This is a genomic window from Ralstonia flatus, assembly GCF_958439105.1.
In the GTDB taxonomy this organism is placed as follows: Bacteria; Pseudomonadota; Gammaproteobacteria; order Burkholderiales; family Burkholderiaceae; genus Ralstonia; species Ralstonia flatus.
In genome coordinates this window covers 448,180-472,848 of sequence record NZ_CAUDLI010000002.1, presented here as the reverse complement: position 1 = coordinate 472,848, position 24,669 = coordinate 448,180, and the positions used below count along the sequence as shown (strand labels likewise).

The 24,669-nt window shown below is 66.1% G+C and carries 24 protein-coding genes and 1 pseudogene; 14 read left to right on the top strand and 11 right to left on the bottom strand.

Annotated features, from left to right (window positions below):
* Positions 1 to 731: 731 nt before the first annotated feature.
* The 7 genes from R2676_RS05830 to R2676_RS05800 all read right to left on the bottom strand — a co-directional run bounded on the left by R2676_RS05830 (position 732) and on the right by R2676_RS05800 (position 7,223).
* Entirely contained in the window at positions 732 to 1,628 is an 897-nt protein-coding gene (locus R2676_RS05830) for an SMP-30/gluconolactonase/LRE family protein (protein ID WP_206273144.1), read from the bottom strand.
* A complete protein-coding gene (locus tag R2676_RS05825) occupies positions 1,625 to 2,479 on the bottom strand; it encodes a citryl-CoA lyase (protein WP_206273143.1) in 855 nt (284 codons plus the stop codon). Before R2676_RS05825 ends, R2676_RS05830 begins: the two co-directional genes overlap by 4 nt.
* A gap of 2 nt (positions 2,480 to 2,481) precedes the next feature.
* The gene (locus tag R2676_RS05820) at positions 2,482 to 3,669 is read right to left on the bottom strand and encodes a CaiB/BaiF CoA transferase family protein (protein ID WP_206273142.1); all 1,188 of its coding nucleotides are present in this window, start codon (positions 3,667 to 3,669) and stop codon (positions 2,482 to 2,484) included.
* Between the two features lie 71 nt (positions 3,670 to 3,740).
* Positions 3,741 to 4,535: an IclR family transcriptional regulator gene (locus R2676_RS05815; RefSeq protein WP_009240454.1), complete on the bottom strand. Its 795-nt coding sequence runs from the start codon at positions 4,533 to 4,535 to the stop codon at positions 3,741 to 3,743.
* 20 nt (positions 4,536 to 4,555) lie between these two features.
* The gene (locus R2676_RS05810) at positions 4,556 to 5,560 is read right to left on the bottom strand and encodes an ABC transporter substrate-binding protein (protein ID WP_206273141.1); all 1,005 of its coding nucleotides are present in this window, start codon (positions 5,558 to 5,560) and stop codon (positions 4,556 to 4,558) included.
* Positions 5,561 to 5,587: 27 nt separating this feature from the next.
* A complete protein-coding gene (locus tag R2676_RS05805) occupies positions 5,588 to 6,418 on the bottom strand; it encodes an ABC transporter permease (RefSeq protein WP_316856818.1) in 831 nt (276 codons plus the stop codon).
* Positions 6,402 to 7,223, bottom strand: coding sequence for an ABC transporter ATP-binding protein (locus tag R2676_RS05800; protein ID WP_206273140.1), 822 nt, complete (start codon positions 7,221 to 7,223; stop codon positions 6,402 to 6,404). The genes R2676_RS05805 and R2676_RS05800 overlap by 17 nt, the downstream gene beginning before the upstream one ends.
* A 289-nt stretch (positions 7,224 to 7,512) precedes the next feature.
* Between R2676_RS05800 and R2676_RS05795 the strand changes: the two genes are divergently transcribed.
* Together R2676_RS05795 and R2676_RS05790 are read left to right on the top strand one after the other, a co-directional pair.
* Positions 7,513 to 7,995, top strand: coding sequence for a FlxA-like family protein (locus R2676_RS05795; protein WP_316856931.1), 483 nt, complete (start codon positions 7,513 to 7,515; stop codon positions 7,993 to 7,995).
* Between the two features lie 155 nt (positions 7,996 to 8,150).
* On the top strand, positions 8,151 to 9,767 hold the full coding sequence (locus R2676_RS05790; protein WP_206273139.1) for a COG3904 family protein: 1,617 nt from the start codon (positions 8,151 to 8,153) through the stop codon (positions 9,765 to 9,767).
* Positions 9,768 to 9,776: 9 nt separating this feature from the next.
* Here R2676_RS05790 and R2676_RS05785 read toward each other — a convergent pair whose 3' ends face one another.
* Positions 9,777 to 10,484, bottom strand: a complete 708-nt coding sequence (locus R2676_RS05785) for a GNAT family N-acetyltransferase (RefSeq protein ID WP_206273162.1) — start codon at positions 10,482 to 10,484, stop codon at positions 9,777 to 9,779.
* Positions 10,485 to 10,778: 294 nt separating this feature from the next.
* Here R2676_RS05785 and R2676_RS05780 point away from each other — a divergent pair, with 294 nt between their 5' ends.
* Positions 10,779 to 11,462, top strand: coding sequence for a hypothetical protein (locus R2676_RS05780; RefSeq protein WP_206273138.1), 684 nt, complete (start codon positions 10,779 to 10,781; stop codon positions 11,460 to 11,462).
* 412 nt (positions 11,463 to 11,874) lie between these two features.
* Here R2676_RS05780 and R2676_RS05775 read toward each other — a convergent pair whose 3' ends face one another.
* Both R2676_RS05775 and R2676_RS05770 read right to left on the bottom strand, forming a co-directional pair.
* Complete coding sequence (locus R2676_RS05775; protein ID WP_027679330.1) at positions 11,875 to 12,429, bottom strand: NADPH-dependent FMN reductase; 555 nt, start codon at positions 12,427 to 12,429, stop codon at positions 11,875 to 11,877.
* 43 nt (positions 12,430 to 12,472) lie between these two features.
* Positions 12,473 to 13,690 (bottom strand): cation:proton antiporter domain-containing protein, encoded by a 1,218-nt coding sequence (locus R2676_RS05770; protein ID WP_081785357.1) that lies wholly within the window; start codon positions 13,688 to 13,690, stop codon positions 12,473 to 12,475.
* A 260-nt stretch (positions 13,691 to 13,950) separates the two neighbouring features.
* Here R2676_RS05770 and R2676_RS05765 point away from each other — a divergent pair, with 260 nt between their 5' ends.
* From R2676_RS05765 to R2676_RS05710, 11 genes and pseudogenes are all read left to right on the top strand, one after another.
* On the top strand, positions 13,951 to 14,712 hold the full coding sequence (locus tag R2676_RS05765; RefSeq protein ID WP_206273137.1) for a CoA transferase subunit A: 762 nt from the start codon (positions 13,951 to 13,953) through the stop codon (positions 14,710 to 14,712).
* Between the two features lie 28 nt (positions 14,713 to 14,740).
* On the top strand, positions 14,741 to 15,415 hold the full coding sequence (locus tag R2676_RS05760) for a 3-oxoacid CoA-transferase subunit B (RefSeq protein ID WP_316856820.1): 675 nt from the start codon (positions 14,741 to 14,743) through the stop codon (positions 15,413 to 15,415).
* A gap of 9 nt (positions 15,416 to 15,424) precedes the next feature.
* Positions 15,425 to 16,060, top strand: coding sequence for a 2-hydroxychromene-2-carboxylate isomerase (locus R2676_RS05755; RefSeq protein WP_316856821.1), 636 nt, complete (start codon positions 15,425 to 15,427; stop codon positions 16,058 to 16,060).
* Positions 16,053 to 16,756: pseudogene (locus R2676_RS26155) on the top strand (Crp/Fnr family transcriptional regulator). The gene R2676_RS05755 and the pseudogene R2676_RS26155 overlap by 8 nt, the downstream one beginning before the upstream one ends.
* A gap of 148 nt (positions 16,757 to 16,904) precedes the next feature.
* A complete protein-coding gene (locus tag R2676_RS05740) occupies positions 16,905 to 17,903 on the top strand; it encodes a 3-oxoacyl-[acyl-carrier-protein] synthase III C-terminal domain-containing protein (protein ID WP_316856824.1) in 999 nt (332 codons plus the stop codon).
* Positions 17,900 to 18,913 (top strand): NAD-dependent epimerase/dehydratase family protein, encoded by a 1,014-nt coding sequence (locus R2676_RS05735; RefSeq protein ID WP_206273136.1) that lies wholly within the window; start codon positions 17,900 to 17,902, stop codon positions 18,911 to 18,913. The genes R2676_RS05740 and R2676_RS05735 overlap by 4 nt, the downstream gene beginning before the upstream one ends.
* Positions 18,891 to 19,697 carry an MBL fold metallo-hydrolase gene (locus R2676_RS05730; protein ID WP_206273135.1) on the top strand — a complete coding sequence of 269 codons (807 nt, stop codon included), beginning with the start codon at positions 18,891 to 18,893 and terminating at the stop codon, positions 19,695 to 19,697. Before R2676_RS05735 ends, R2676_RS05730 begins: the two co-directional genes overlap by 23 nt.
* Positions 19,694 to 21,004: a F390 synthetase-related protein gene (locus R2676_RS05725; RefSeq protein ID WP_206273134.1), complete on the top strand. Its 1,311-nt coding sequence runs from the start codon at positions 19,694 to 19,696 to the stop codon at positions 21,002 to 21,004. The genes R2676_RS05730 and R2676_RS05725 overlap by 4 nt, the downstream gene beginning before the upstream one ends.
* Positions 21,001 to 21,624, top strand: a complete 624-nt coding sequence (locus R2676_RS05720; RefSeq protein ID WP_316856825.1) for a phosphatase PAP2 family protein — start codon at positions 21,001 to 21,003, stop codon at positions 21,622 to 21,624. Before R2676_RS05725 ends, R2676_RS05720 begins: the two co-directional genes overlap by 4 nt.
* Positions 21,621 to 22,751 (top strand): sterol desaturase family protein, encoded by a 1,131-nt coding sequence (locus R2676_RS05715; RefSeq protein ID WP_206273133.1) that lies wholly within the window; start codon positions 21,621 to 21,623, stop codon positions 22,749 to 22,751. Before R2676_RS05720 ends, R2676_RS05715 begins: the two co-directional genes overlap by 4 nt.
* The gene (locus tag R2676_RS05710) at positions 22,735 to 23,826 is read left to right on the top strand and encodes an acyl-CoA desaturase (RefSeq protein WP_206273132.1); all 1,092 of its coding nucleotides are present in this window, start codon (positions 22,735 to 22,737) and stop codon (positions 23,824 to 23,826) included. Before R2676_RS05715 ends, R2676_RS05710 begins: the two co-directional genes overlap by 17 nt.
* Positions 23,827 to 23,848: 22 nt before the next feature.
* Here R2676_RS05710 and R2676_RS05705 read toward each other — a convergent pair whose 3' ends face one another.
* A complete protein-coding gene (locus R2676_RS05705) occupies positions 23,849 to 24,631 on the bottom strand; it encodes an alpha/beta fold hydrolase (RefSeq protein ID WP_206273131.1) in 783 nt (260 codons plus the stop codon).
* Positions 24,632 to 24,669: the final 38 nt, after the last annotated feature.

Below are 24,669 nucleotides of genomic sequence, written 5' to 3'. Positions count from 1 at the left end.
GCAGTCGGCGCCGTTGCCGGCACTTCCTGCCCCTTCTTACTCACGTCGCTAAAGACATGGCGAAGTTGTTTTCTGTTGAACACATTGTGGTTTGTGGTCCGGGGTAAGTAAAGAAGGGTGGACCCCTACGTTGGAGGGGTGAGGTAATCCGTTTTTTGTAGGCAATTTTCCTACAGATCTGTTAATAAACGTTGCAAATGAAGCCTTTGCCGACGCAACGGGCCTGGGTGGACCATGCGCTAAAGCGGGTGTTTGACACGTATTTACCCCAATGAACGGCGAAAGATAGCAATTAAATTGCCTAAAGTTGTCGTAAATCAACAAAGAAGGCGTCGCACTTCTGCGACTGTGAGCATCCGATGCCGGGTTAACCGCTTGTAGGACACTTCTGACCCACTCCTACACGCCTTGTAGGACAGTTCCGACCGCTTTTCGGCCGGATTTGTAGGAGCGCTCCTACAGTGAAACGGCAGTTTTGTAGGACGGCTCCTACCGTTTCGTCTATCTAAACGATACACGTCTATCTAAACGATACGAAAATGCCGGGCACAGGGAGCGTGCCGGGGCCAAAAAGGGCGAGCCCAGCACTTCCCATGCTGCAGCGCGCAAAAAAGTGCCGTATGGGCGTCTGCGGAACGAAAAAACGAAGAAATTTCGACGATCCGACAGCGGCCCCGCGTGTAGGACAGCTGTAGGACAACGTGGGCTGCGACAACAGCCCGCGTTTGCGCTCAGTCGTGGTGGGGCGGCGTCCAGCGGGCGCGCAATACGGTGCCCGTGGCGGATTCGGTGATGACGAGCGAGTGCCCGTCGGGCGTGAGTGCAACGTTGGTGGTGGTGCGCCCCCGGCACGACGCGATGCGCGCCAGTGGTTCGCCATGCGGCGAGACGACGAACACCGCGCCCAGCGATGCATGCGCGACGAAGAGGTGGCCGGCTGCGTCCATCGCCATGCCGTCGGGGCCGCTGGTGCCGTAGAACTGCGCGAAGCGGCCGACCTTGCTCGTGCTGCCGTCGGCGAGCAGCGGCAAACGCCAGACGGGGTTGTCACGCGTCATGGCCACGAACAACGCGGATTCGTCGGGCGTCAGCACCAAACCGTTGGGGCTCGGGCCATTGGCGAGCAGACAGTCGAGCCGGCCATCCGTGCGCAGGCGATACACGCGGCCGGTCGGGTCATGCAAGCCAGTCTGGCCTTGGTCGGTGAAATACACATCGCCGTTGCGGGCGACGATCAGATCGTTTGGGCCCTTGAAGCGTTCGCTGTTGCGTCGCGTAAGAAACGGCGTGACTGCGCCCGTCGCGGGGTCGAGCAACAGCAGACCATTCTTGTAGTCCGCAATCAGCAGCGTGCCGTCGTGGCGCTGCGCCAGGCCATTCGGTTCGCCGTCGTATTCCGCCACCACATCCCAATCGCTCCGCGCAGAGACACGCAGGATGCGGCCATGCGGAATGTCGACCAGCCAGAGATTGCCGTGCGCGTCCCAGCACGGGCCTTCCAGGAAGCAATCGACCGGCGCGCCGCCTTTGTTGGCGCGGGACCATTCGGTCGGCACCGGGCGACGCAAGGCGCCCGGCATCTCCGCAAAAACGGTGGTTTCGACGATGGGCCAGCTGAAATACGTCATGGCGCGGTGGCCGGCTCGGCTTGCGCCAGATGCCGCGTGGCATGCCCGGTATAGCGGTACGGCAGCTGGCGCGGCATCGGGCCCTTGTTGCGCTCGCCGCGGCCGCTTTGCTCCCAGGCGTGCGCCAGGATGCCAACGGCACGCGACAGGCAGAACACGCCGCGCGCAAGCGGCGCCGCAAAACCCAGTTCCGCATAGATGACGGCCGTGGCGCCGTCGATGTTCATCGGAATCGGCTTGCCCTTGCGGCTGGAGAGCAGCGCTTCGATGGCGCGGCCGATGGCGGCATACCGCCCGCCGACCACGCCGTCCTGCGCTGCCTCGTCCACAAGCGCGAGCAGGCGCCCCGCGCGCGGGTCGACCGGGTGAAAACGATGCCCAAAGCCCGGCAGGTATTTGCCATGCGCAGCGATGAACGCGTCGACACCCGCCGCCGTGGCCGCCTCCAGCGAGGCGCCGTCGAAGATGCGCGCCTCGATATCGTGGAACAGCTCGACCGCCTGCTGTCCCGCTCCGCCGTGCACGTCGTCCAGCGCATTCAACGCAGACGCCATCGCGCCGTTGAGCGGCAGGCCACAGCTCGTCGCCATCTTGGCAATCGCAATGGATGGCGCATGCGGGCCGTGATCGACCGACGCCACCAGCGCCGCTTCCAGCAAGGCCGCCTGCCGCTTGGCCGGCAGCTCGCCGCGCAGCATCAGCCAGATCATTTCGGCAAAGCCGATCTGGCCGATCAGCTCCTGGATCGGGTAGCCGCGTACGTGGATGCGGCCGGGTTCGATGTCGATGATGTCGGTGCGCCAGTAATCGGCAGCGAGGCCGGCGGCGTCCTGTGTCGGTGCGGTCGTCATGATCAGATGGCGCCTTCGGCGCGCAAGGCTTCGATTTGGTCGTGGCTGTAACCGAGCCTGGCAAGCCAGTCGTCGGTATGGGCGGAGAGCGATGGCGCCGGTGTCTGCGGGCACGGGTCTTCGCCCGAGAGGCGGAAGCCCGCGCGCGTCACGTGCTGCCCGGCTTCCGGGAACGAGGTGACGAAGCCGCGGCCCGTCACCTGTTCGTGCGCCAGCACGCCAGGCACGTCGAGCACCAGCCCGGCCGGCACGCCGGCTTCGATCAGCAGCGGCTCCCATTCGGCGGCCGGGCGCGCGGCCAATGCCGCTTCCAACGCGTCGTTGAGCTGCTGGCGATGTTCCTTGCGTGCATGGCGCTCGGCAAAGCGCACGTCGGTGGCCAGTTCCGGATGCCCCACCACGCGGCACAGCGCGGCAAACTGCTTGTCTTCGTTGGCGGCGATGTTGATCAGCCCATCGCCCGTGGTGAATGTGCCCGACGGCGCGGCGGTGAAATTCTGGTTACCCATCGGCTGCGGCGTCACACCGGCGTTCAGGTAGTTGGAGACGACCCAGCCCATGGTGGCGAGCGTCGATTCCAGCATCGACACATCCACCATGCAGCCCTGCCCCGTGCGTTGCGCGCCGAGCAGGCATGCGGTGACGGCCAGCGCCGCCGTGATGCCGCCCACCGTGTCGCTGATCGGGTAACCGACGCGCAGCGGCGCCGATGCGTCGTCGCCGGTGACGCTCATCACGCCGGAAATGCCCTGGATAATCTGGTCGTATGCGGGTCTGCCGCTGAGCGGGCCGTCCTTGCCGAAGCCCGAGATGGCGCAGTAGACGAGACGCGGATTGACCTCGCGCAGCACGTCGTAGCCGAGTTCCAGGCGGTCCATCACGCCGGGGCGGTAGTTCTCGATCAGCGCGTCGGCCTGCGCCACCAGCTTGAGCAGGATCGCGCGCCCCTCGGGGTGCTTCAGGTTGACGGTGACGGACTGCTTGCCCGCATTGACGGCGACGAACGAGGCGCCCATCTTGCGGCGCGCCTGCTCAGGATCGGCGCCCAGACGGCGGGCGAGATCGCCATTGCCCGGCACCTCGATCTTGATGACTTCAGCGCCGAGCAAACCCAGCTGATAGCCGCAGAACGGCCCGGCCAGCACGTTCGACAAGTCGAGCACGCGCAAACCCGCGAGAGGCAAAGCCATGAAAACAACTCCTGCTACACAGTCGGCTCCGCCCCTCGCCCCGCTCAGGAGGTTGGGCGTCTTGGCGGAGCCTAGGTTTTAGAGATCAATTGGGCAGCGAGACGCAGCGGCGCGGGGTCGCCACCCAGCGTGGACGTGATTTGCGCGGCGTGCTCCAGCACCGGCACGCGCCACGATTGCAGCAGCGCCCCGTCGATGCGCGACGCCGGACCGGCAAGGCACAGCGCACCCCGCAGCGCCTGCTGCACGCCAAACACCGGCACCGACAGGCCCACCGTTTCCCGATCGCGCTCGCCGATCGACACGTAGTAGTGATCGCGCCGGATCGCGTCGTACGTGGCGCCCTGCATGCCCGAGAACGCGCACAGCACGCGCCCGCCCGACCCGCGCTCCAGCGGCAGCACGTCGCCCTCGCGCACGTGATCGCGGATCGAATGGTTCGAATCCACGCGGTGCAGGCAGACACGCACATCGCGCTCGCGGATGTAGAGCGACACCGCCTCGCCCGTGGCCTCGGCCAACGCGCGCATGTGCGGCAGCACCACGTCGCCCAGGCGCATGCTGCGCTGGTAGAGCGCGCCGAGCATCAACGGCGCGGCACCGATCTGGTAGCGGCCGTCTTCCAGGCGAAACAGCATGCGGTGCTGGATGAGCGAGCCGGCAAGCCGCAGGATCGTGCTCTTGTAGAGCCCGGTGCGCGCGGCCAGCTCGGCCAGCGTCAGCGCGTAATCGCCGGGGCGGAACGCAAACAGGATCGAGAACGCGCGGTCCAGCGCAGCCACGCCCGACTGCCCCGGCGTGGCGGCATCGCCCTCGTTGGCGGCGGGCGTGATCTCGTTCTGGGTGGTTTGGCGCTCTGCGGTCATGGCGGGTTGGGCGAGACGGTTCACTTGACCGTCTTCAGGGCTTGGTCGACGAAGCGGTTAGTGTACGTTTTCGCCAGGTCGATCTTGGCGTTGCGGATCTTTTCGTCGTAGCTGGAAAGCACCGTCAGCGCCACCTTGGCATCGGCATCGGTCATCAGGCCGTCCTTGGAGAAGATCGGCTTGGAGTGGCGCAGCGCATCGACAAACACGTCGCGCCCGCCCACCTGCTGCTCCTTGGGCATCTTGTCGGCAATGGCCTCGGGCGTGCTGGCGTCGATCCATTTGAGCGTGCGGATGAAGGCGTTCACCAGGCGCTGCACGGTCTCGGGATTCTTCATCATGAAGTCGCGCGTCACGTACAGCGTGGCGGTCGGGTAGCGGCCGCCGAACACGGCGTTGGAGCCGGCATCGGTGCGCGTATCGACGAGGAACTTGGCGGCGCGGCGCTTCTCCAGCAGGCTCGCCACGGGGTCGAAGTTGACGAGCGCGTCGATCTCCTTGCGATCCAGCGCCACCATGCCCGGCGCGCCGGAACCCACGGCGATGTACGACACGTCGTTCACCTGCAGCCCGCTCTTGATGGCGTAATAGCGGGCAAACAGATCGGTGGACGAGCCCGGTGCGGTGATGCCGATCTTCTTGCCCTTCAGATCCTTGCCGCTCTTGATATCCAGGTCGGGCCGCACGGCCAGCACGATGCCGGGCGTAACGTTGAGCAGCGCGACCGACACAATGTCCTTGCCCTGCGCCTGAATGTGAATGGTGTGGTCATAGAAGCCCACCACCGCATCGGTCGATCCGGCAATCAGCGCCTGCAGCGCCTTGCTGCCGCCGGCCTGGAAGTTCTCCACCTTCACGTTGAGCCCTTCCTTCTGGAAGTTGCCCAGCGACTGCGTAAGCGGCACCGGCATGTAGTTCAGGATCATCGAGCCGACCGACAGGCTCACGTCCTTCTTCTCCGGCTCGGCGGCGTTGGCTGCCGTGCAGACGGCCGCACACAACAGGGCCGAAATCCATCGCTTCATGGTTGTCTCCATCATTGTGATTGGGGCTCAGGCGCCCGTTTCGGGGTCGACCTTCGGGCGCCACACCAGCAACTTGCCTTCGAGCGCATCGACGCTGCGGTCCAGCGCAATCACGAAGGCCGACAGCACGACGATTCCCGAGAACACGCCGGTGGCATCGAACACGCCTTCGGCCTGCGCAATCAGGTGGCCCAGGCCGGCGGATGAGCCGAGGTACTCCGCCACGATCGCGCCCATCACGGCCATGCCGACGGAAGCGCGCAGGCTCGAGAGAATCCAGCTGGTGGCCGACGGCACATACACGTGACGCAGCAGGCTGATGCGGCTGGCCTTGAGCAGCCGCGCGTTGGCCAGGATGACGGGGTTCACCTCGCGCACGCCCTGGTACGTATTGAAGAACGTGATGAACAGCACCATGGTCGCGCCCAGCGCCACCTTGGAGGTCAGCCCCAGACCGAACCACATCACGAAGATGGGCGCGAGCAGGATGCGCGGGATCGCATTGAAGACCTTGATGAACGGGTCCAGCACCTCGGCCGCGAGCTTGGACAAGCCGAGCCACAGCCCCAGGCTGATACCGAGCAGCGTGCCGATGCCGAACGAGAGAATCGTCTCGGCCAGGGTGATGGCCAGATGCGTGTAGATGTCGCCGGCAGTGAACCACTCCCAGATGCGCGCGACGATCGACGACGGCATCGAGAAATAGAACGGATCGACCACGCCCACGCGGCCGAGGCCCTCCCACGAGCCGAACATCAACACCACCACGGCCAGCTGGAACAGGCGGATCTTGGTCTTGTGCGCGAGACCGGCGCGCTGCGTGCCCACGGTAGGCATCGTGTTAGTGCTGGACGGCATGGCTCTTCTCCACTTCGGTGCCGAGGATCGACCAGATCTCGCGATACAGGCGGATGAACGCGTCGGACATGTTGATTTCAGACACGTTGCGCGGACGCGGCAGCGTGATTTCGACATCGCCAACCGGCCGGCTGGCGGGCCCGGCGGACATGACGACCACGCGGTCGGCCAGGGCAATGGCCTCCTCCAGGTCGTGTGTGATGAACAGCAGCGATTTGCGGTCTTCCTGCCAGAGGCGCAGCAGCTCGCTCTGCATGAGATGGCGCGTGTGCACATCGAGCGCCGAGAACGGCTCGTCCATCAGCACGATCTTGGGCGAGAGGATCAGCGTCTGCGCCATGCTGATGCGCTTCTTCTGCCCGCCCGAGAGCTGATGCGGATAGCGCGCCTCGAAGCCGGCCAGGCCGACCTTCTTCATCCACGGACGGGCGCGCTCGCGGGCCTCGTCCACCGGCATGCCCTGGAACACCAGGCCGAGCGCGACGTTGTCGAGCGCCGTCTTCCAGGGCAGCAGCGAATCCTGCTGCATCATGAAACCGGCATTGCCGTTGAGCCCGGTCAACGGCTCACCAAACACCGTGACGCTGCCCCCGGCCGGCTTCAGCAGCCCGGTCACGGCGTTCAGCAGCGTGCTTTTGCCGCAACCCGTCGGCCCCACCACGGCCACGAATTCGCCTTCACCAATCGACAGGTCAACGCCCTGCACGGCCGTGAAGCTGCCGAACCGCACCGAAACCTGATTGAGCTGGACCGCCGGCAACCCGGCGTGGAGTCGGCCACCGGCGGCCGGAGGGGAGGAAAGCATGGGCGTCTCCTTGAACGCGCATGATACTGTGCGTTCTGCTTGATGGAATTTAGTTCTATTTTATAGACCATCTTCTAGGCAGTTAACGGGCGTAAACCCGTAAACACCACACGAACTTGAGATGTGATCGGTGATCAGAAGCCTTTGCCGTCCAAATATGTTCTCTCGGAAGAAATAATGTTCTTTCTGGCAGAACCACAAGATTCAAGACCCGCCCGATTTATTGGTCTGGAGGCTAAAGTTTTCCGCCCGCCATCCGATAAAAGGCGTACTGATCAGCGAGATGGCCATGCAACTTTCCTCCCCTTCCGTTTCTACTGCGACCGCCGGTGCATCGGGCAGCGGGAGCAACTCGGCCGCCGACATCGAGCGCCTGCAGCGCCAGCTCAAGAACCTGCAAAAGTCGATGCAGGATCTTCCCGCGCAGAATCTGCCGCCCGATCAAGCACGCGAGCAGGCCCAGTTGCTTAGCCAGCAGATCCAGATCGTGCAGGCGCAGATCGCGCGCCTTCAGGCGCAGAACGGCCTCGAGCAAGCCGAGACCCGGCTGGAGAACCGCCACAACGCCTCCAAGAACGCTTCCGGCACCGGCAATACCGATGCGGCGGCCAAGGCCCGCACGACAGACAAGGTCACCGGTTCGTCCACCGTAAGCGACACCCGGCAGCACACCCGTGAGGCAGCGCAGGCGCAGGCGGCACAGTCCGCCCACCCCGCCAGCGCGGAAGCCATCACGCCGGCCAAGCCACCGCTGGTTTCCGTCAGGGCTTGAAGGGCGCCACGCGGCGGCGGCTTTTTCTGGATGACGCCGTTGCCCGCGCCTGACCGCCCCGCTCATCACCCCCTCCCATCGGGGGGACGCCAGCTTGCGGCGCCGACAGCGACAATCGCCGCGCCGCCCTCCCGTGTGCGGCATCGAGAACACGCATGACCTCCGCCGCCAGCGACGCCGCCCTGCCCCCGACCGCCCCTTCCGATCCGCATCGGGAGCGCGCTCCATCGCGCAATTTCTTTGCACGCCACTGGCGCGGCGACTACAGCCTCGCCCGGTCGTACTGGCTGCACACGGCGCTGATGCAGTTTGGTGTGGTGGCGCTCAGCGCCGGCGTCACGCACGCGCTGGCACATAACGCACCGGCGCGCGCGGCGTCTGCCGCACTGCTCGTGATTTACGTGATGGGATTGGCGCTGTGGATCTGGGCGGTGGTCGGCACCTGGCGCTCGGCCGATCGGGAGCAGGCGCGCAACCGGCTTGCTGGCTTGTCAAACCCATGGCCGCTGATCGCGAAGGTGATGATCGTGCTCGGCGCCGTCGGCACAAGCTCGCGCGTCATCAACGATGGGCCGCGCCTGAGCGCGCATCTGCGTACCGCGCTGGGAGAACAGGCGGCGTCGCCATTTACGGTGACGCCGCAACGCGACGGACGCGCCATCCTGTTCAGCGGCGGCATCAACGACGGCGCCGCCGATGCCCTGGAAGCCGCGCTGCGCAAGGCGCCGAATGCCACCGCGGTCGTGCTGCGCTCCGAAGGCGGCTGGCTGCGCGAGGGGACGCTGGTGGCAGACGTCATCCGCCGCCATCATCTGCGCACGTATGTTGAGCGCAGTTGCGCTTCGGCTTGCACGATCGCCTTCCTTGCAGGGGCCGATCGCGCCGCTGCGCCGGGCGCGCGCATCGGCTTCCACCGCCCGCGTGCGGTTGGCGCCGATCACGATCAGAGCCCAGGCTCCACCGACAGCGAACTCTGGCGCGCCTATTCAGATGCCGGCTTGCCCGACGCCTTCGTGCGCCGCGTGCAGGACACGCCGTTCGACCAGATGTGGTTTCCGTCCGCGCAGGAATTGCTGGCCGACCATGTCGTCACGCGCGCCTCGCCCGGTGGTGAATACGCAACCATGGCCACGCAGTTGAACACGCGCGAAGCCCTGGCCGCGGAACTGCGCAGCGCCCCGCTCTATGCAGCGTTGGAGCGCAAGTACCCCGCGCACTTCAGCCGCTTGATCGACACGCTGTGGCCAGAGCTGCAGCGCAACGTGACCGATGCGCAAGCCATGACGCTGCTGCGGGAGCAGACCGGCAAGCTGTATCGCGCGCTGATCCCGACAGCGCCGAATGCGCTGCTGTTTGCCAACGCCCAACTCACGCTGGAGCAGGCGCAGGCCCTGCAACGCGTGAGCGCGGAAGCCTGCGTGGCTTATCTGGATGGCACGTCCGGGGCAAGCGCCGCCGCCGCGCGATTGCCGCGCGCCTTGGTGACCCGCGAGCAGGCCTTGTTTTCGGACCTGATGCAGGCCGCCGACCCGGACCACGCGCCCGTTGTCACGCGCGCACAAAGCCTGCCGGTGCTGCAGCTCGCCGTGGCCGCGCTGCCGCTGGCTGAACAGCGCGTGCTGACCGTCCCCGCGCTGCGCCACGCCGCGCCGCCGGCCGAACGCTGCCAGGCGCTGATCGGCTTCTCCCGCTCCATCCTGGCGCTGCCGGAAACCGAACGCGCGCTGGCGCTGCGCGGCATGTACGCCGATACGTCCGCGCCCGATTCGTAGCAAGACGCTTCAGGCCGAACGCAACGCAGCCAGCGATGCACGCTGGCGCCCGTCTTCATCGAAGTTCTCCGGCGACAGCCATTGCTCGAATGCGGCCCGCAGCTGCGGCCAATCGGCGTCGATGATGGAGAACCAGGCGGTATCGCGGCTGCGGCCCTTGTAGACCACCGCCTGCCGGAAAATGCCCTCGAACTGGAAACCCAGCCGCTGCGCGGTCTGCCGCGACGGCGCATTCAGGCTGTCGCATTTCCACTCGTAGCGCCGATAGCCGAGATCTTCAAAGACGTGCTTCATCAGCAGGAACTGCGCCTCCGTCGATGCGGGCGTCCGTTGCAGCAGCGGCGAGAAGGTCACGGCTCCCACTTCGATCACGCCGTGGTCAGGCGTGATGCGCATCAGCGCCAGCGTGCCGACCGGCCGATCGGTACGCGCGTCGATCACGGCGTACTGCAGCGGATCGCGCTTCGCCGCAATGCGCTCGATATAGGCACGGTGTGCGGCGATATCGGCAAACGGGCCTTCCACCATGTAGGTCCAGACCCGATCGTCCTGCGCCTGGCTGAACGCATCGAACAGCGCGTCGGCGTGCCGGGCAGCATCAAGCGGTTCCAGTCGGCAATAGCGGCCGGCGAGCGGCGTGTGCGGCGGCAGCGGTCGGGGCGTCCAGCCAGGCAGCGGCGGGCCAATGGGTTGCTGATATGCGTTGAGCGTGGTCATGCGCAAAACCTGGATCGAGAACATCGAAGAACGAAGCACCTTCACCCTACCGAACATCCTGGCTCCATGAGAAGAGCCATGGATGCCCATCCTGATAGAGCCACATCGCCCCCCACGCCCGGATTAATCCGTTCGATGCCCCGCCAAACGCCGGTGGCGCAGCTGCATGCCAATCGATATGTTCGGGGCGGGGGAAGACGGCGCCACGAATCGGCGCGGGCATACGCATTGCTGTGCGTAGGTATGCACACGCCCACGGAATCGTTCGCCATCTTTTCTGCCAGGAGCCCGCGAGTGGCGCCGTACATCGCAACGTGGTATCGCCGCTGGGGCGGTTGTGTCGGATACGCCTGCGCAGCCGCATGGATCGCCGCGCTCGGCATGGTGCCCTGGACATCGGCCCGCGCGGCGCCCAGGTTCGTCTACCCCGTCACGCAGCGCATTGACGCCAGCGCCAGCATCGCCCTGCCACGCACATGGGGCCCATTGCGGCTGACCAGCGAAACGCCCATTCCATCTGTTGCGGCCACCATCAACTCGCCCTTTGGCCCGTCGCGGCTGGTGTTTGCACAGCAGACCGTCGCGCCGGATAGCTTCGCCCTGGTGACGGTACGCAAGTCCGATTTCGACAAAGGCACGCCGGATTATCTGGAAACCGTGCGCCCGCGCGATCTGGCCATCCTGCTCAACCACATGGAATCGCGCGTGCATGGCGATCGCCCGGCCTGGGCTGCCCGCCTCGTGCGCGGCAAGGCTCCTACCCAGCAGATTCTTGCCGGCCGCCGCGTGCTCTACTGGGAAGGCGAATGGAACACCTCCGCGGCGCAGACTGTGGTCGTTCGGGGGTATGCGTTTTTCGGCAACGGGGCGGTTTATCTGCTGCGCGTATTCGGCACCGCGGGGCAGGACAACCCCACTGAGTTTGCCGAAGAGGCCCGTTTTGCCGATCTGGTGGCCGCGACCTTCCGGACGAAATAGCGGGGCGCCCGACGCCCGTTGTTGCGACGCAGCAACAGATCTGGCACGTGGCGCGGGCGTCTTGCAAGCGCAGAGGCGTCCACGCAAGGGCTGAAATCTGTTGTTACTCTTGGAACAGTCTGTTCACCCCACGCCGTATTGTTCTTCCGCATTGCAACACCTACACTTCGTGACAGTTGTTCAGACATCGATTGCCTGAACAAGCAATGCAAGTGTTGTAAGGAGAACAATGATGAAATGGTTGGATATTGGCGCCGTCATGGCCGCCTGGATTGCGAGCTGCGTGGCAGCCGGCTGGCTCATCAGCGCCGCCGCTTTCCTGGCTTAATTCCCTGCCCCAAGGCATAAGGCAAAACGGCCGCGCGGGAACCCCTTCCCCGCCCGGCCCTGAACACCCAGGTTGATCGATTCGTCAGGCTGGCTTCTGACCCGCCCACTCGACGAATCGGTCGACAAACCCCTGCAAGAACTGGCGCGTCCGCGCATCCGTCACGCCGCCCTGGGCATCAAAGGGCTCCCCCGCAAAGTGGAAGAACACCTCCGGCAACGGCAAGACCTTCACGCCGACGGCCGCGAGCACATTACGCAATTGCGCCTGCGAGAGCGCCGTGCCGATCGCGCCCGGCGAAGCCCCCGCAATGCCGGCCGGTTTACCGCCCCACACGCTCTGGCCGTACGGCCGAGAACCCCAGTCAATCGCATTCTTCAACACGCCCGGGATGCCGCGGTTGTATTCCGGCGTGACGAATAACAGGGCATCGACGCCCGCCACCGCCGCCTTGAAGCGCTGTACCGGCTCGGGCAGGCTCGCGTCCAGATCCTGGTTGTAAAGCGGCAGCTCGCCAATTTCGATGAACTGCGCCGTCGCGCCCGATGGCAGCAAGCCCGCCAGCGCCTGCGCGAGCTGGCGGTTGAACGACGCCTTGCGCAGGCTGCCGACGATCACTCCGATAGTCAGATTGCTCATGAACACTCCTTGCGTGCAAAACAGTTCGGGATGGCGCTGACGCTCAATCCGCCGTCGCCGGCTCCGGGGCCACCTCGCGCTTGAGACGGTTGATCAGGGCGAACATCAGCGGGTTCAGCAGAATCGACAGGATCGCCGCCGACAACAACAGCCCCCGCGCGCGGTCGGGCAGGATTTCCAAGCTGATCCCCAGCCCAATCAGGATGAACGAAAACTCGCCGATCTGCGCGAGGCTGGCGGAAATCGTGAGCGCCGTGCGGTTACCGTGGCCAAACGCGCGCACCACCGCAAACGCCGCCAGCGACTTGCCCACCACCACGATCAGCACCGTGCCCAGCACAGCCCAGGGGTCTTCGATCAGCACCCGCGGGTCGAACAACATGCCCACCGACACGAAGAACAGCACCGCAAATGCATCGCGCAGCGGCAGCGATTCTTCCGCCGCGCGCTGGCTGAATTCGGACTCGGCCAGCACCATCCCCGCAAAGAACGCGCCGAGCGCGAACGACACGCCAAACAGCACCGTCGCCCCATAAGCGACGCCCAGCGCCGTGGCGAGCACGCCGAGCCGGAACAGCTCCCGGCTGCCGGTCATGACAATGCGCTCCAGCATCCACGGGATCACGCGGCGGCCCACCACCAGCATCAGTGCGGCAAAGGCCACCACCTTCGAGAGCGTGACGGCCAGCACCTTGACGATGTCCCACGTGCTGACCGCCGTGCTGCCGGCGCCGCCCAGCGCGCCCGCCAAGGCCGGCAGCAGCACGAGCGTCACCACCATCACGAGGTCTTCCACGATCAACCAGCCGACGGCGATGTGGCCTTCGTGCGAGTTGTCGATACCGCGATCTTCCAGCGCCTTGAGCAGCACCACCGTGCTCGCCACCGAGAGCGCCAGGCCGAATACCAGCCCCGGCCCCCAATCCCACCCGAGCAGCCACGCCAGCCCCATGCCCATGAGCGTGGCGAGCGCAATCTGGCCGATGGCGCCCGGAATGGCGATGGCCTTCACCGCCAGCAGCTCCTTCATCGAGAAGTGCAGCCCCACGCCGAACATCAGGAGGATCACGCCCAGCTCGGCAAGTTGCGGCGCAAGGCTTTGATCGGCTACGAAACCGGGCGTGAACGGCCCGGCCACCACGCCCGCCATGAGATAGCCGACCAGCGGCGGCAGACGCAGGCGCTGCGCGATGGTGCCGAAGATGAAGGCCAGCACGATGCCACCGATGATGGTCGAGATGAGCGGGGTGTCTACGTGCATGCGGTCCTGAAATGGGAATGGGGCGGGTTCAAAGACGGGCGGAGCGGAAACGCTGGGAAATTGGAAAGGGCCTGGCGGCCCTTGTGCGACAAGTTGGGAGCGGATTTGTTCACATTGCGTCACAACTATAAGGATTGGCCTTTGCGAAACCTTACGAAGCAAATGTCATGCAGAAGACATCGCGGCAGAAACCGCGCTCCTACACTGCGCCGCAGACCCGCTCGGCCAGCGCGGCCAGGGCGACCCCTAGGAGACACCACATGCGCTACGCCAACAAAGTCCTTCCCGTGGACGAGGCCATCGCCCACGTCCGCAGCGGCAGCCGCCTGATGCTGGGCGAATTCGTGGGCGCCGGCGAGCCGGCCTGCTGCATCGAGGCGCTGCTCGCCAGCGGCATCGGCCAGCTCACGCTGATCACCAACACGCCGGGGCTGCGCGGCGGCTTTCTCAAAGCCCGGCTGTTCAGCTCGGGCCAACTGGCCGAGTTCATCGGCACGCACGTCGGCACGACCGACGAATCGACGCAGGCTTACCTGGCCGACTCCGTGCGCGTGGCCGAGTTCTTTCCGATGGGCACCTGGGCGGAAAAAGTGCGCGCCGGCGCGCTGGGCCTGGGCGGCGCCCTCGTGCCGGTGGGCGTGGGCATCCTCGACCAGCCCGGGATGTTTCCCAAGCGCGGCGCCCCCAAGCAGACGCTCACCGTGGATGGCACAACGTGCTTCGTGGAGCCGCCCCTGCGGGCCGACGTGTCGATCATCAAGGGCTGGCGCGCCGATACCTTCGGCAACGTGGAGTTTCGCGGCACGGCACTGCAGAACCAGCGCGACATCGCCATGGCCGGCGACTACACCATCGTCGAGGTGAACGAGATCGTCGACGTGGGCACGATTCCGCCCGAGCGCGTCGGCTGCCCGGGCGTGTTCGTCAATGCGGTGGTGCAGGGGCTGTCGCTGGACGACCAGCACGCGCTGTACAGGCACCACTGGACGAAGCTCGGCCGCCTGCCCGCTGCCGAAACGTGATCGTCAGACCCACAACAAGGAGACCGCCATGCAAGCCCTGCCCGAAACGCCCAAGCAACGCATTGCCGCCCGCTGCGCGCTGGAACTGCGCGCCGGCGAAGTCGTCAACCTGGGCCTGGGAATCCCCACGCTCACGGCCAACTACCTGGACGCCAATGCCGGCGTCATCTTCCATACCGAAAACGGCGCCTTCGGCTTTGGCGGACGGCCGCCGCTGGACGCCATCGACAGCGACTTCACCAACGCCGGTTGCGAACCCATCACGCTGATGCCGGGCGCGGCGCTCATGGACCTCGCCACCTCGCTCGGTGCAATGCGCAACGGCTACATCGACGTGACGATCCTGGGCGCGTTGCAAGTGGACGCGCTGGGCAACCTCGCCAACTGGGCGTGCGATCGCAACGGCAAATGGTGGCCCGGCATTGGCGGGGCAATGGACCTCTGCTACGGCACGCGCAAGGTGATTGCCGCGCTGGCGCATACCGACAAACACGGCAACTCCAAGATCCTGCCGCGCTGCACGCTGCCGCTCACGGGCCGGCGCTGCGTGAAGGTCATCGTCACCGAGCACGCCGTGTTCGACGTGACCGACGCGGGGCTGGTGCTGCGTGAAATCCTCTCGCATGCGACACTCGACGACATTCGCGCCATGACGGCAGCGCCTTTCACGCTGGCGCCGCTGCTGCAGATGCGCGCCGCCTGAGGAGACTGCATGCCCACCACCGTCGACTGGTTCTTCGATGTCATCTCGCCGTTTGCCTATCTGCAGCTCGAACAGTTCGATGCGCTGCAGGCGGCGAACGACATCGTCATCCGCCCGCGCCCGCTGGTGCTGGGTGCGCTCCTGCATCACTGGGGGCAAAAAGGCCCGGCGGAGATCGGAGCCAAACGCGTGTTCACGTATCGGCATGCGCTGTTTCGCGCGCAGCAGCTCGGCATTCCGTTTCGCATGCCGCCCGCGCACCCGTTCAACCCGATCAAGGCATTGCGGCTGACGATTGCGATGGGCGGCTCGCTCGACGCCGTGCGGGCGGTGTTCCGGCATATCTGGCGCGACGGCAACGATGTGGCGTCGCCCGAGGGCTTTGCCGCGCTGTGCGAGGCGGTCGGCTTTGCAGAAGGCGCAACCGCTGTCGAACAACCGGCCGTGAAAGACGCGCTGCGTGCGCATACCGATGCGGCCATCGCGCTCGGCGTGTTCGGGGTGCCGACGCTGGTGCACGACGGCGAGCTGTTCTGGGGTGAAGACGCGACCGACATGTTCCTGCAGAGCCTGCGCGCTGGCTGGCTCTCCACGCCCGAGGCGCAGCGCGTGAGCACGCTGCCGGTGGGCATTCAACGTGGCTGAGCACGACACCAACTCGCGCCCCGGCATCAGCCGCGCACGGCTGGCGCATATCGCGGCGTGGTCCATCGATCTGCCCGCGGAAGAAGCCGACCGCGCCTGTGCCGGCATCGTTGAGAAAACCTACGCGCGCGGCGCCTGCATCTGCCCGAAAAACACGTTGCTGGAGAGCTGGACGGGCGTGGTGACGGGCCTCATCAAAATCGGCACGGTATCGCCCGAAGGGCGCAGCGTCACGTTTACGGGCGTGCCGGCCGGCGGCTGGTTTGGCGAAGGTACGGTGCTCAAGAACGAGCCGCGCCGTACGACATCGTTGCGCTGCGCGACACGCGCATGGCTTTCATGGACCGCGCCACGTTCATGTGGCTGGTGGAAAACAGCGTCGCGTTCAACCGCTTCCTGGTGAAGCAGCTCAACGAGCGGCTTGGGCACTTCATGGCGCTGCTGGAATACGACCGGCTGCTCGATGTCACGCCGCGCCTGGCGCGTTGCATTGCGTCGCTGTTCAACCCGGTGCTCTACCCCGGCGCGGGCGACCACCTGGAGATCACGCAGGAAGAACTCGGCCTGCTTTCCGGCATGACGCGGCAGGTGGCCAACCAGTCGCTCAAGGCCCTGGAGAAGGACGGCGTGGTGCGGCTGGAGTACGGCGGCGTGACGGTCGTCGACCTCGATCGGCTGCGTAGCTACGGCGCCTGAAGACGCCACCTTTATTAACGAATCTTCATCCGGCAGAGCGGGTCGCACCCGCTAGAATCGCGGCACAACAAGACAAGATCATTACGCTGCGGCATGCGCCCCGCACAGCCCGCAGCCGGAAGAGGGAACAGGGCCGCGCACCCCGTGCGTGCCCGCATCTATGCTGCCGATTCATCTGCTTTCCACCGGCAAGGCGCTGCCGGAGCAACAAGTCACGTCCGCTGAACTGGATGCCCGCCTCGGGCATCGGGCGGGGTACGTGCGCGAGAAGTCCGGCATCGACGTTCGCCACCATGCCACGCTGGCCGTGCGCCAGTCGGAACTCGCCGGCGCTGCCGTGCGCGATGCACTGCGCCGCGCCGATGTTCCGGCTGCGTCCATCGACCTGCTGATCTCCGCCTCGGGCGTGCAAGAACAGGCGCTGCCCAACACGGCCGCGCACATCCTCGAGCCCGCCGGGCTGCCGGCTGGCACGCCCGCGTTTGACGTCAATGCGAGTTGTCTGAGCTTCGTGACGGCGCTGCATGTGGCGGGCAGCCTCCTCGCGACGGGCGCGTACAAGCGCATTGCCGTGGTGGCGTCCGACCTCGCCTCGCGCGGCATCGACTGGGACGACGCCGAGACCGCATTGATCTTCGGCGACGGCGCAGCGGCGGTCATCGTTGAAGCGGCACCGTCGATATCCGGCGCGGGCATCCACGCCTACCGCATGGAGACCTACCCCGCCGGCAAAACCTACTGCGAAATCCGCGCGGGCGGCACGCGCCGCAACCCGCGCACCGGTGCGCAACCGACCGATTACCTGTTCCACATGGATGGCAAGCGCGTATTCAAGCTCGCCTCGCAACTGATGGACGGTTTCCTCGATCGGCTGTTCGCCGGCAGCCAATACACGCTGCGCGACATGCATGTCGTCGTGCCGCATCAGGCAAGCCACCTGGGGATGCAGCATCTGCGCAAGCGGCTGGGCGTGCCGGAAGCCAGCGTGGTCGATATCTACGCGCAGCACGGCAACCAGGTGGCCGCGTCGATTCCCACCGCGCTGCATGAAGCGGTGACGACCCAGCGCATCGCGCCCGGCAAACCGGTGCTGCTGGTCGGCACGGCGGCCGGCCTGACGCTCGGCGGCATGGTGCTGACGCTATGACGACGCTGGTGACAGGCGCCACCGGTGGGCTCGGCCGCAACGCGGTCGACGCGCTGCTCGCGCAAGGCGCCCGCGTGCGCGCGACGGGGCGCGATGCCACGCAACGCGACGCCTTTGCCGCCCGTGGCGCAGACTATGTGCCGGCCGATCTGGCACAGCTGACACCCACCACGCTGGATGCGCTGCTCGACGGTGTCGACACGGTCTGGCATTGCGCGGCGCTGTCATCGCCCTGGGGTGCGTATGCAGACTTCTACGCGGCCAATGTGCGCGCCACGGCGGCGCTCGCCGAAGGTGCCGTCAAGCGTGGCGTCCGCCGCTTCGTGCATATCTCCACACCGTCGATCTATTTCGACTACCAGCATCACGCCGATCTGCCCGAGAGCTATCGCCCTGCGCGCTTTGCCAATCATTACGCGGCGACGAAGATGCTGGCAGAGGTGGCCATCCAGCAGCAGGTCGCCACGCAGCACCGCACGCACTTCGTCATCCTGCGGCCGCGCGGGCTGTTCGGCCCGCACGATCGCGTGGTCCTGCCGCGCATCCTGCACTTGCTGGAGCTGCGCGGCGGCGTGCTGCCCCTGCCCCGTGGCGGCGCGGCGCGCATGGACCTGACCTATCTGGAAAACGTGGTGCAAGCCATGCAGTGCGCCACCACGGCGAGCGTGCCTTCCGGCGCCGCCTACAACATCACCAACCATGCGCCTGCCACGCTACGCGATCTGCTCGATCAACTGCTGGGGCAGCAGCTCGGGCTGCGTTATCGCATCCGCGCAGTGCCGTATCCGGCGATGGCGCTGGCGGCGCGTGCCATGGAAGGTGCCAGCGCCGTCACGCGTCGCGAGCCGCTGCTCACGCGCTACAGCGCCGCGGCCCTGCACTACGACATGACGCTCGCCAACGACCGCGCGCGCATCGAACTCGGCTACGTGCCGCCCATCGACATGGCCGAAGGCATCCGCCGCACGGCTCACTGGTTACGTGAACATGGCAACGTTGTCCGTTTTTGAAGCCGGGTACTGCACGCATACCGCGTGTGTGGCGCTGCGCGGCGCGGGCCTGCGCACCTGCGCGTTTCCCGCACGCGCCTGGCTGATCGAAGCCGCCGGGCGGCGCTGGCTGTGGGACACGGGCTACGCCTCGCATTTTCATGACCACACGCGCAGCGGCCTGTTGGCGATCTATCGCAAGGTCACGCCTGTGTATTTCGACACGTCGGAATCCATGGCGGCGCAGCTTGCGCAACAGGGCGTGCGTCCCGCTGACCTCGATGGATTGATCGTCTCGCATTTCCACGGCGACCACGTTGCCGGCCTGCGCGACTTTCCGGGCGTGCCGGTCATCTGCTCAGGCGAAGGATGGATGCACCTGCGCGCGCTGCGCGGTGTTTCCGCGTTGCGGCGCGCTTTCGTGCCCGGGCTGATTCCCGAAGATTTTGAAACGCGCACGCGCTTTGTCGAACAGTTCGAGCAAGTGGCGCTGCCGCCGGAGCTGGCGCCATTCACGTCCGCCTGGGCCTTGCCCGACAGCAACGGCGACGTGCTGCTCGTGCCGCTGCCCGGCCACGCCGCCGGGCACCTTGGCGCGTTCGTGCGCACGCAGGAAGGCTGGGTGCTGCTGGCCGCCGACGCCGCCTGGTCGCCGCTAAGCTATCGGGAGCTGCGCGGGCCATCGGTACTGGCGTATTCGATCATGGAAGACCGCCATGCCTACTTCGACACGCTGCGCAAGCTGCACGCGCTCGACGCGGGCGGTCACGTGCGCATCCTGCTCACACACGAGGGGGCGTTGTGACGGCGTTGCACCGCCTGCTGTGGTCGTACTGGCAAACGCGCCGGCTACGGCTGCCTGATCGCGCCGCGCTGGAAGCGCACCAGCAGCGGCAGATCTCGCGCTTCACGCAACGCGTGCTGACTCGCAGCCCGTATTTCCGCCCGTTCGCATCGAAGCCGATGCACGAATGGCCGTTGATGGACAAGGCCACGATGATGGCCAATTTCGACGACATGAACACCGCCGGCCTGCGCCTGAACGACGTGCTGGCCTGCGCGCAACAGGCCGAGCAGTCACGCGATTTCCGGCCGACGGTCGGTGCGTATTCGGTGGGGCTGTCGTCAGGCACCTCCGGCGGACGCGGCGTATTCGTTGTCAGCCCGACCGAGCGTGCGCAGTGGGCCGGCATCCTGCTCGCCAAGCTGCTGCCGCGTGGGCTATTGCATGGCGAGCGCGTCGCGCTGTTCCTGCGCGCCAACAGCAATCTGTACACGGCCGTGCGCAACCCGTGGCTGACGTTCTCGTTCTTTGATCTGTTTGCGCCGTTCGAATCGCACCGCGCGCCGCTGGAAGCATTGCAGCCGACCATCATCGTGGGGCCGGCGCAGGTGCTGCGTGCCCTCGCGATGGAGAAGTTGGCCGGCCGGCTCGACATCGCGCCCGTGCAGGTGCTGTCCGGCGCCGAAGTGCTGGAGCCGATGGACCGCGCACTGCTTGCGCAGGCCTTTGGCAACGTCGGCGAGGTCTACCAGGCCACCGAAGGCTTTCTGGGCGCAACCTGCCCGCACGGCACGCTGCACCTGAACGAAGCGCACGTGCACATCGAGCCGCAGTGGCTGGACGCGCGCCGCTTCGTCCCCGTCATTACCGATTTCACACGCCGCACGCAGCCCATCGTGCGCTACCGGCTCGATGACATCCTCATCCGCCGCGACCCGGCGCTGGGCGCCTGCCCCTGCGGCAATCCGGCGATGGCCATCGAGCGTATCGAAGGCCGTTGCGACGATACGCTGGTCCTGCCCGCGCTGGGCGGCGGCACCGTCACGCTGTTTGCCGACGTGTGTTCGCGGGCGCTGGCACAGGCGCTGCCGCTGCACGCGGATTACCGCCTGGTGCAGACCGATGCGAACACGCTCGCGTTGTCCATTCAACCAGCCGACGCCGACATTGCACGCGCATGCCGGGCGCACCTGGCCGATGTCTTCGCCTGCCAGGGCGTCGATGCATCGCGCGTGACGTGGCATGCCACACCCGAGCGAATCGCCACCGATTTCACCACCAAGCGCCGCCGCATCGTCCGGCTCGCGGCGCCGGGAGCGGCACGATGAACCCGCTTTCCACGCGCCTGCGTCATATGGCCTTGGGCTGGTGTTCGGTGGGCCTCGTCTATGGCCTCTGCGGAGCGCTGCAAGGCGTTGGCACGATCGTGCCCGAGACTGCACTGGACCGCGCCATTCCGTTCAGCACATCGGGCATCTGGCTGTACGTGTCGTTCTTCGTGCTGATTCCGCTGGCGTACTTGCAGGCCGACATGTCGCGGCTGCCCTGGCTGGAACGCGCCATGCAGATGAGCGCGCTCGTGAGCGGTGCGGTGTTCATGCTGTGGCCGACCACGCTGCACTACCCGCCGCTGGCGGATGCATCGTTGCCCGGCAGCGTGCAACGCATGCTGATCGCCATGGATTCGAGCCAGAACTGCCTGCCCTCTCTGCATGGGGCGCTGACGCTGCTCTCGGTATGGGCGCTGGCAGATTCGCGCAGGCCGATGCGCACGGCGCTCGCCGCAGCCTGGGGGCTCGGCATCCTGTACGCCACGATCCAGACGCGCCGGCACGTCGCACTTGACCTGTCGGCAGGCGTGGCCGTGGGCGTGCTGTGCGGCGCGGCTGTCCGTCTATGGTTGGCGCGGCGCGCGTCAACGCTCTCCATCGAACCGGTGTCCCCATGAATGCTTTTGCCGTGCCGCTTGCATTGATGCTCGGCTGCGTGCTGCTGGAACTGGCTGCGCTCAAGTGGTGGCGCGGCCAGCCGCTGCCGTGGCGCGACGTCATCCTCAACCTGAACTCCGGCCACGTGCTGATGTGGCTGTGCCGCGGCGTGGAAGTGGCGGGCTTCACGTGGCTATATGCCCATGCCAGCCTGCATTGGGTGGATGGCTGGCACCCGGTTGCGGGCTGGGCCTTCGCGTTTGTCGCGTGGGATCTCGGCTTCTACTGGCTGCACCGCATGCACCACAAGCTCGGCTTTCTGTGGGCCATCCATGCCGTGCATCACGAGGGCGAGCATTTCAACCTCTCGCTGGGCGTGCGCAACGCGTGGCTGTCGTCGCTGACATCGCTGCCGTTCTTCGTGCCGCTGGCGCTGATCGGCGTCACGCCGGAAATGTTCGTGGCGGTGTCGGGCCTGCATTACTCGGTGCAGTTCTACAACCACTGCGGACTGGTCGGCCGCTCGGGCGTGTTGGACCGCTTCATGGTCACGCCCGCCAACCACCGCGTGCATCACGGCTGCAACCCGGAATACATCGATCGCAATTTCGGCGGCACGCTGCTGCTGTGGGACAAGCTGTTCGGCACCTATCAGCGCGCGCTGGCCGACGTGCCGATCCGCTATGGCGTGCACAAGCCCACCCACAGCGACAACCCGTTCTGGGCCAACGTGGTGCCGGCATTGCAATGGCTGGGGCTGCGTACACCGCATTTGCAACGCGATACGCGCACCACGCCCGCCGGCTGGATCGCCACCGGCGGTGTGCTGCTGTTTGGCGTGGTGATCGACTATGTGCGCACCGACGGCCTGTGGCCCGGGCACTGGCAAGCGGTCTGGTTCGCGCTCATCCTGCTGCTCACGCTGGCGCTGGGCGGTTTGTCGGATGGACGCGGCTGGGGACGCTGGCTTTGGCCGCTGCTGGCGCTTGCGCTGCCCGTGCTGATGATCGGCATATGCGGCGCGGGCGATGCATTGTCCGACACGTTGGCCGCTGCGCTCGGATTGCATGGTCTTGCTTGCGGACTGTGGCACGCGCTACGGACCGAATCGCCGCTCTCTTCTTCGCCGCATGCCGAATCTCGCTAAGCTCCGCTACGCTTCACCGCGCGCCTCGTCGCTGGCCGAAGATTTGCGCCGTGCCGCGCACGACCATCTGCAGGCATGCAACGACCATCGTTTTGCCGACGCGCAGTTCATTGCCAAGGGCGCCTTCCTCGTTGTGGTATCCGCGCTCCTGTATGGCGCCATGGTCACGGCCACGCATGCGACGGCTTTCGTGCTCGCCTACATGGCCTTTCCGTTCATCGTGATGCTGCTGGCCATGAACGTGCTGCACGACGGCGCGCATCGGGCGCTCTCCCCCTGGGCATGGCTGGACCGCCTCATGACGCGTGTGACCGCCATCCCGCTCGGCATCGAACCGGCCTACTGGACGGTGCGCCACGTGCACTATCACCACGCGCATGCAAACGTGGAGCACTACGACCTCGACACCGCAGCAAACCGCTTCCTGCGGCAAACGCCCTTTCAGCCGTGGTATCCGCAGTTTCGCTATCAGCATCGCTACTGGCCGCCGATTGCCGCCCTCTCGCTGCCGTACATCAACTGGATCTACGACTGGTCGGATCGCCTTGGCCTCACGCCGCTGGCAGCGGATCGCGTGTTGCCCGGCCCGCGTGGCTGGGTGACGTTCCTGTCTGCGAAGGCGTTGCACTTGCTCATTGCGGTGGTGGTGCCGGCCTGGGTGGCACATCGGCTCGGCCTCGGCTGGGGCTGGGTGGCGTTCGGCTACTTCGCGGGGCAGATGCTGGCGTCATGTGTGCTGGTCGCGTTGATCTTGGGCACGCACTGGGCAGACGTGACGTTCTATCTGCCGCCCGAATCGGGCCAGCTGCCCCACACATGGCACGAGCATGCGTTCCACACCGCGTGCGACTGGCGACCGCAACCTGCGTGGATCGGCTACTGGCTCGGGGGCCTGAACTGGCACCTCACGCATCACCTCTTCCCGACGTATAGCCACCGGCACTATCCGGCGCTGGCTGCACGCGTGGCGGAGGTGGCGCGCGCCCATGGACTTGACTACCGCGCGCTCACCTACCGCGAGTTGCTGACCGCGCAGCAGACCTTCCTGCGCGCCATGGGCCAACGCCCGAACTGACGCGCGGGCAACACGCGCGGCCTCAGTTGCGCGCTTCGACCGCGTGGACCGCATCGAGAATCACCTTTGCCACATCCTGCGGCCGCGACTGCTGCGGCACGTGGCTCGTCGGCAGTGTCGTCACCTTGGCGCCAATCTTCCTGGCCATGGCGCGTTCCAGATCCGGCTGGATCATGCGGTCGTGCGCGCTGACGATGAACCACGACGGCTTGCTTTGCCATGCCGCCACCGTAGTGCGCTCGCCAAATGCCGTGGCCTTGATGGGACCTTGCGTCGCGGCCATCACGCGTGCCTGCGCGGGGGGCACATCCTGCGCAAAGTCGCTCGCCAGCGCCGCAGCGGGCAGTGACAGATAGCCGTTGGCGTCCGCGACGAGCTTGCCGATGCCCGGCGCGGGCGCATAGTCCTTGCCCACCTCTTCCGTCGACTGGCCGGCGTCCGGCGCAAACGCCGCCACATACACGAGGCCGGCAACCTTGCTGTCAGCGCCGGCTTCGGTGATGACCGTGCCACCCCAGGAGTGCCCCACCAGCACGACCTTGCCCGGCTGGTTGCCGATGGCGCGGCGCGTGGCGGCCACGTCGTCGGCCAGCGAGTTCAGTCCGTTCTGCACTGCCTGCACCTTCACGCCCTTGGCCTGCAGCAGCGGGATCACCCTGGCCCAGTCGGACCCATCGGCAAAGGCGCCGTGCACGATCACGACGGAAGGTTGATCGGCGTCGGCTGCCGTGGCGGCCAACAGGGGCGCACTGACGGCCATGCCGAGTGCCAGCACTGCGATGGAGACGGCTTTGCGGTTGAACATGTCGCGTCCTTGTTGTCTGTTCGGTTCTCAGTGGAATG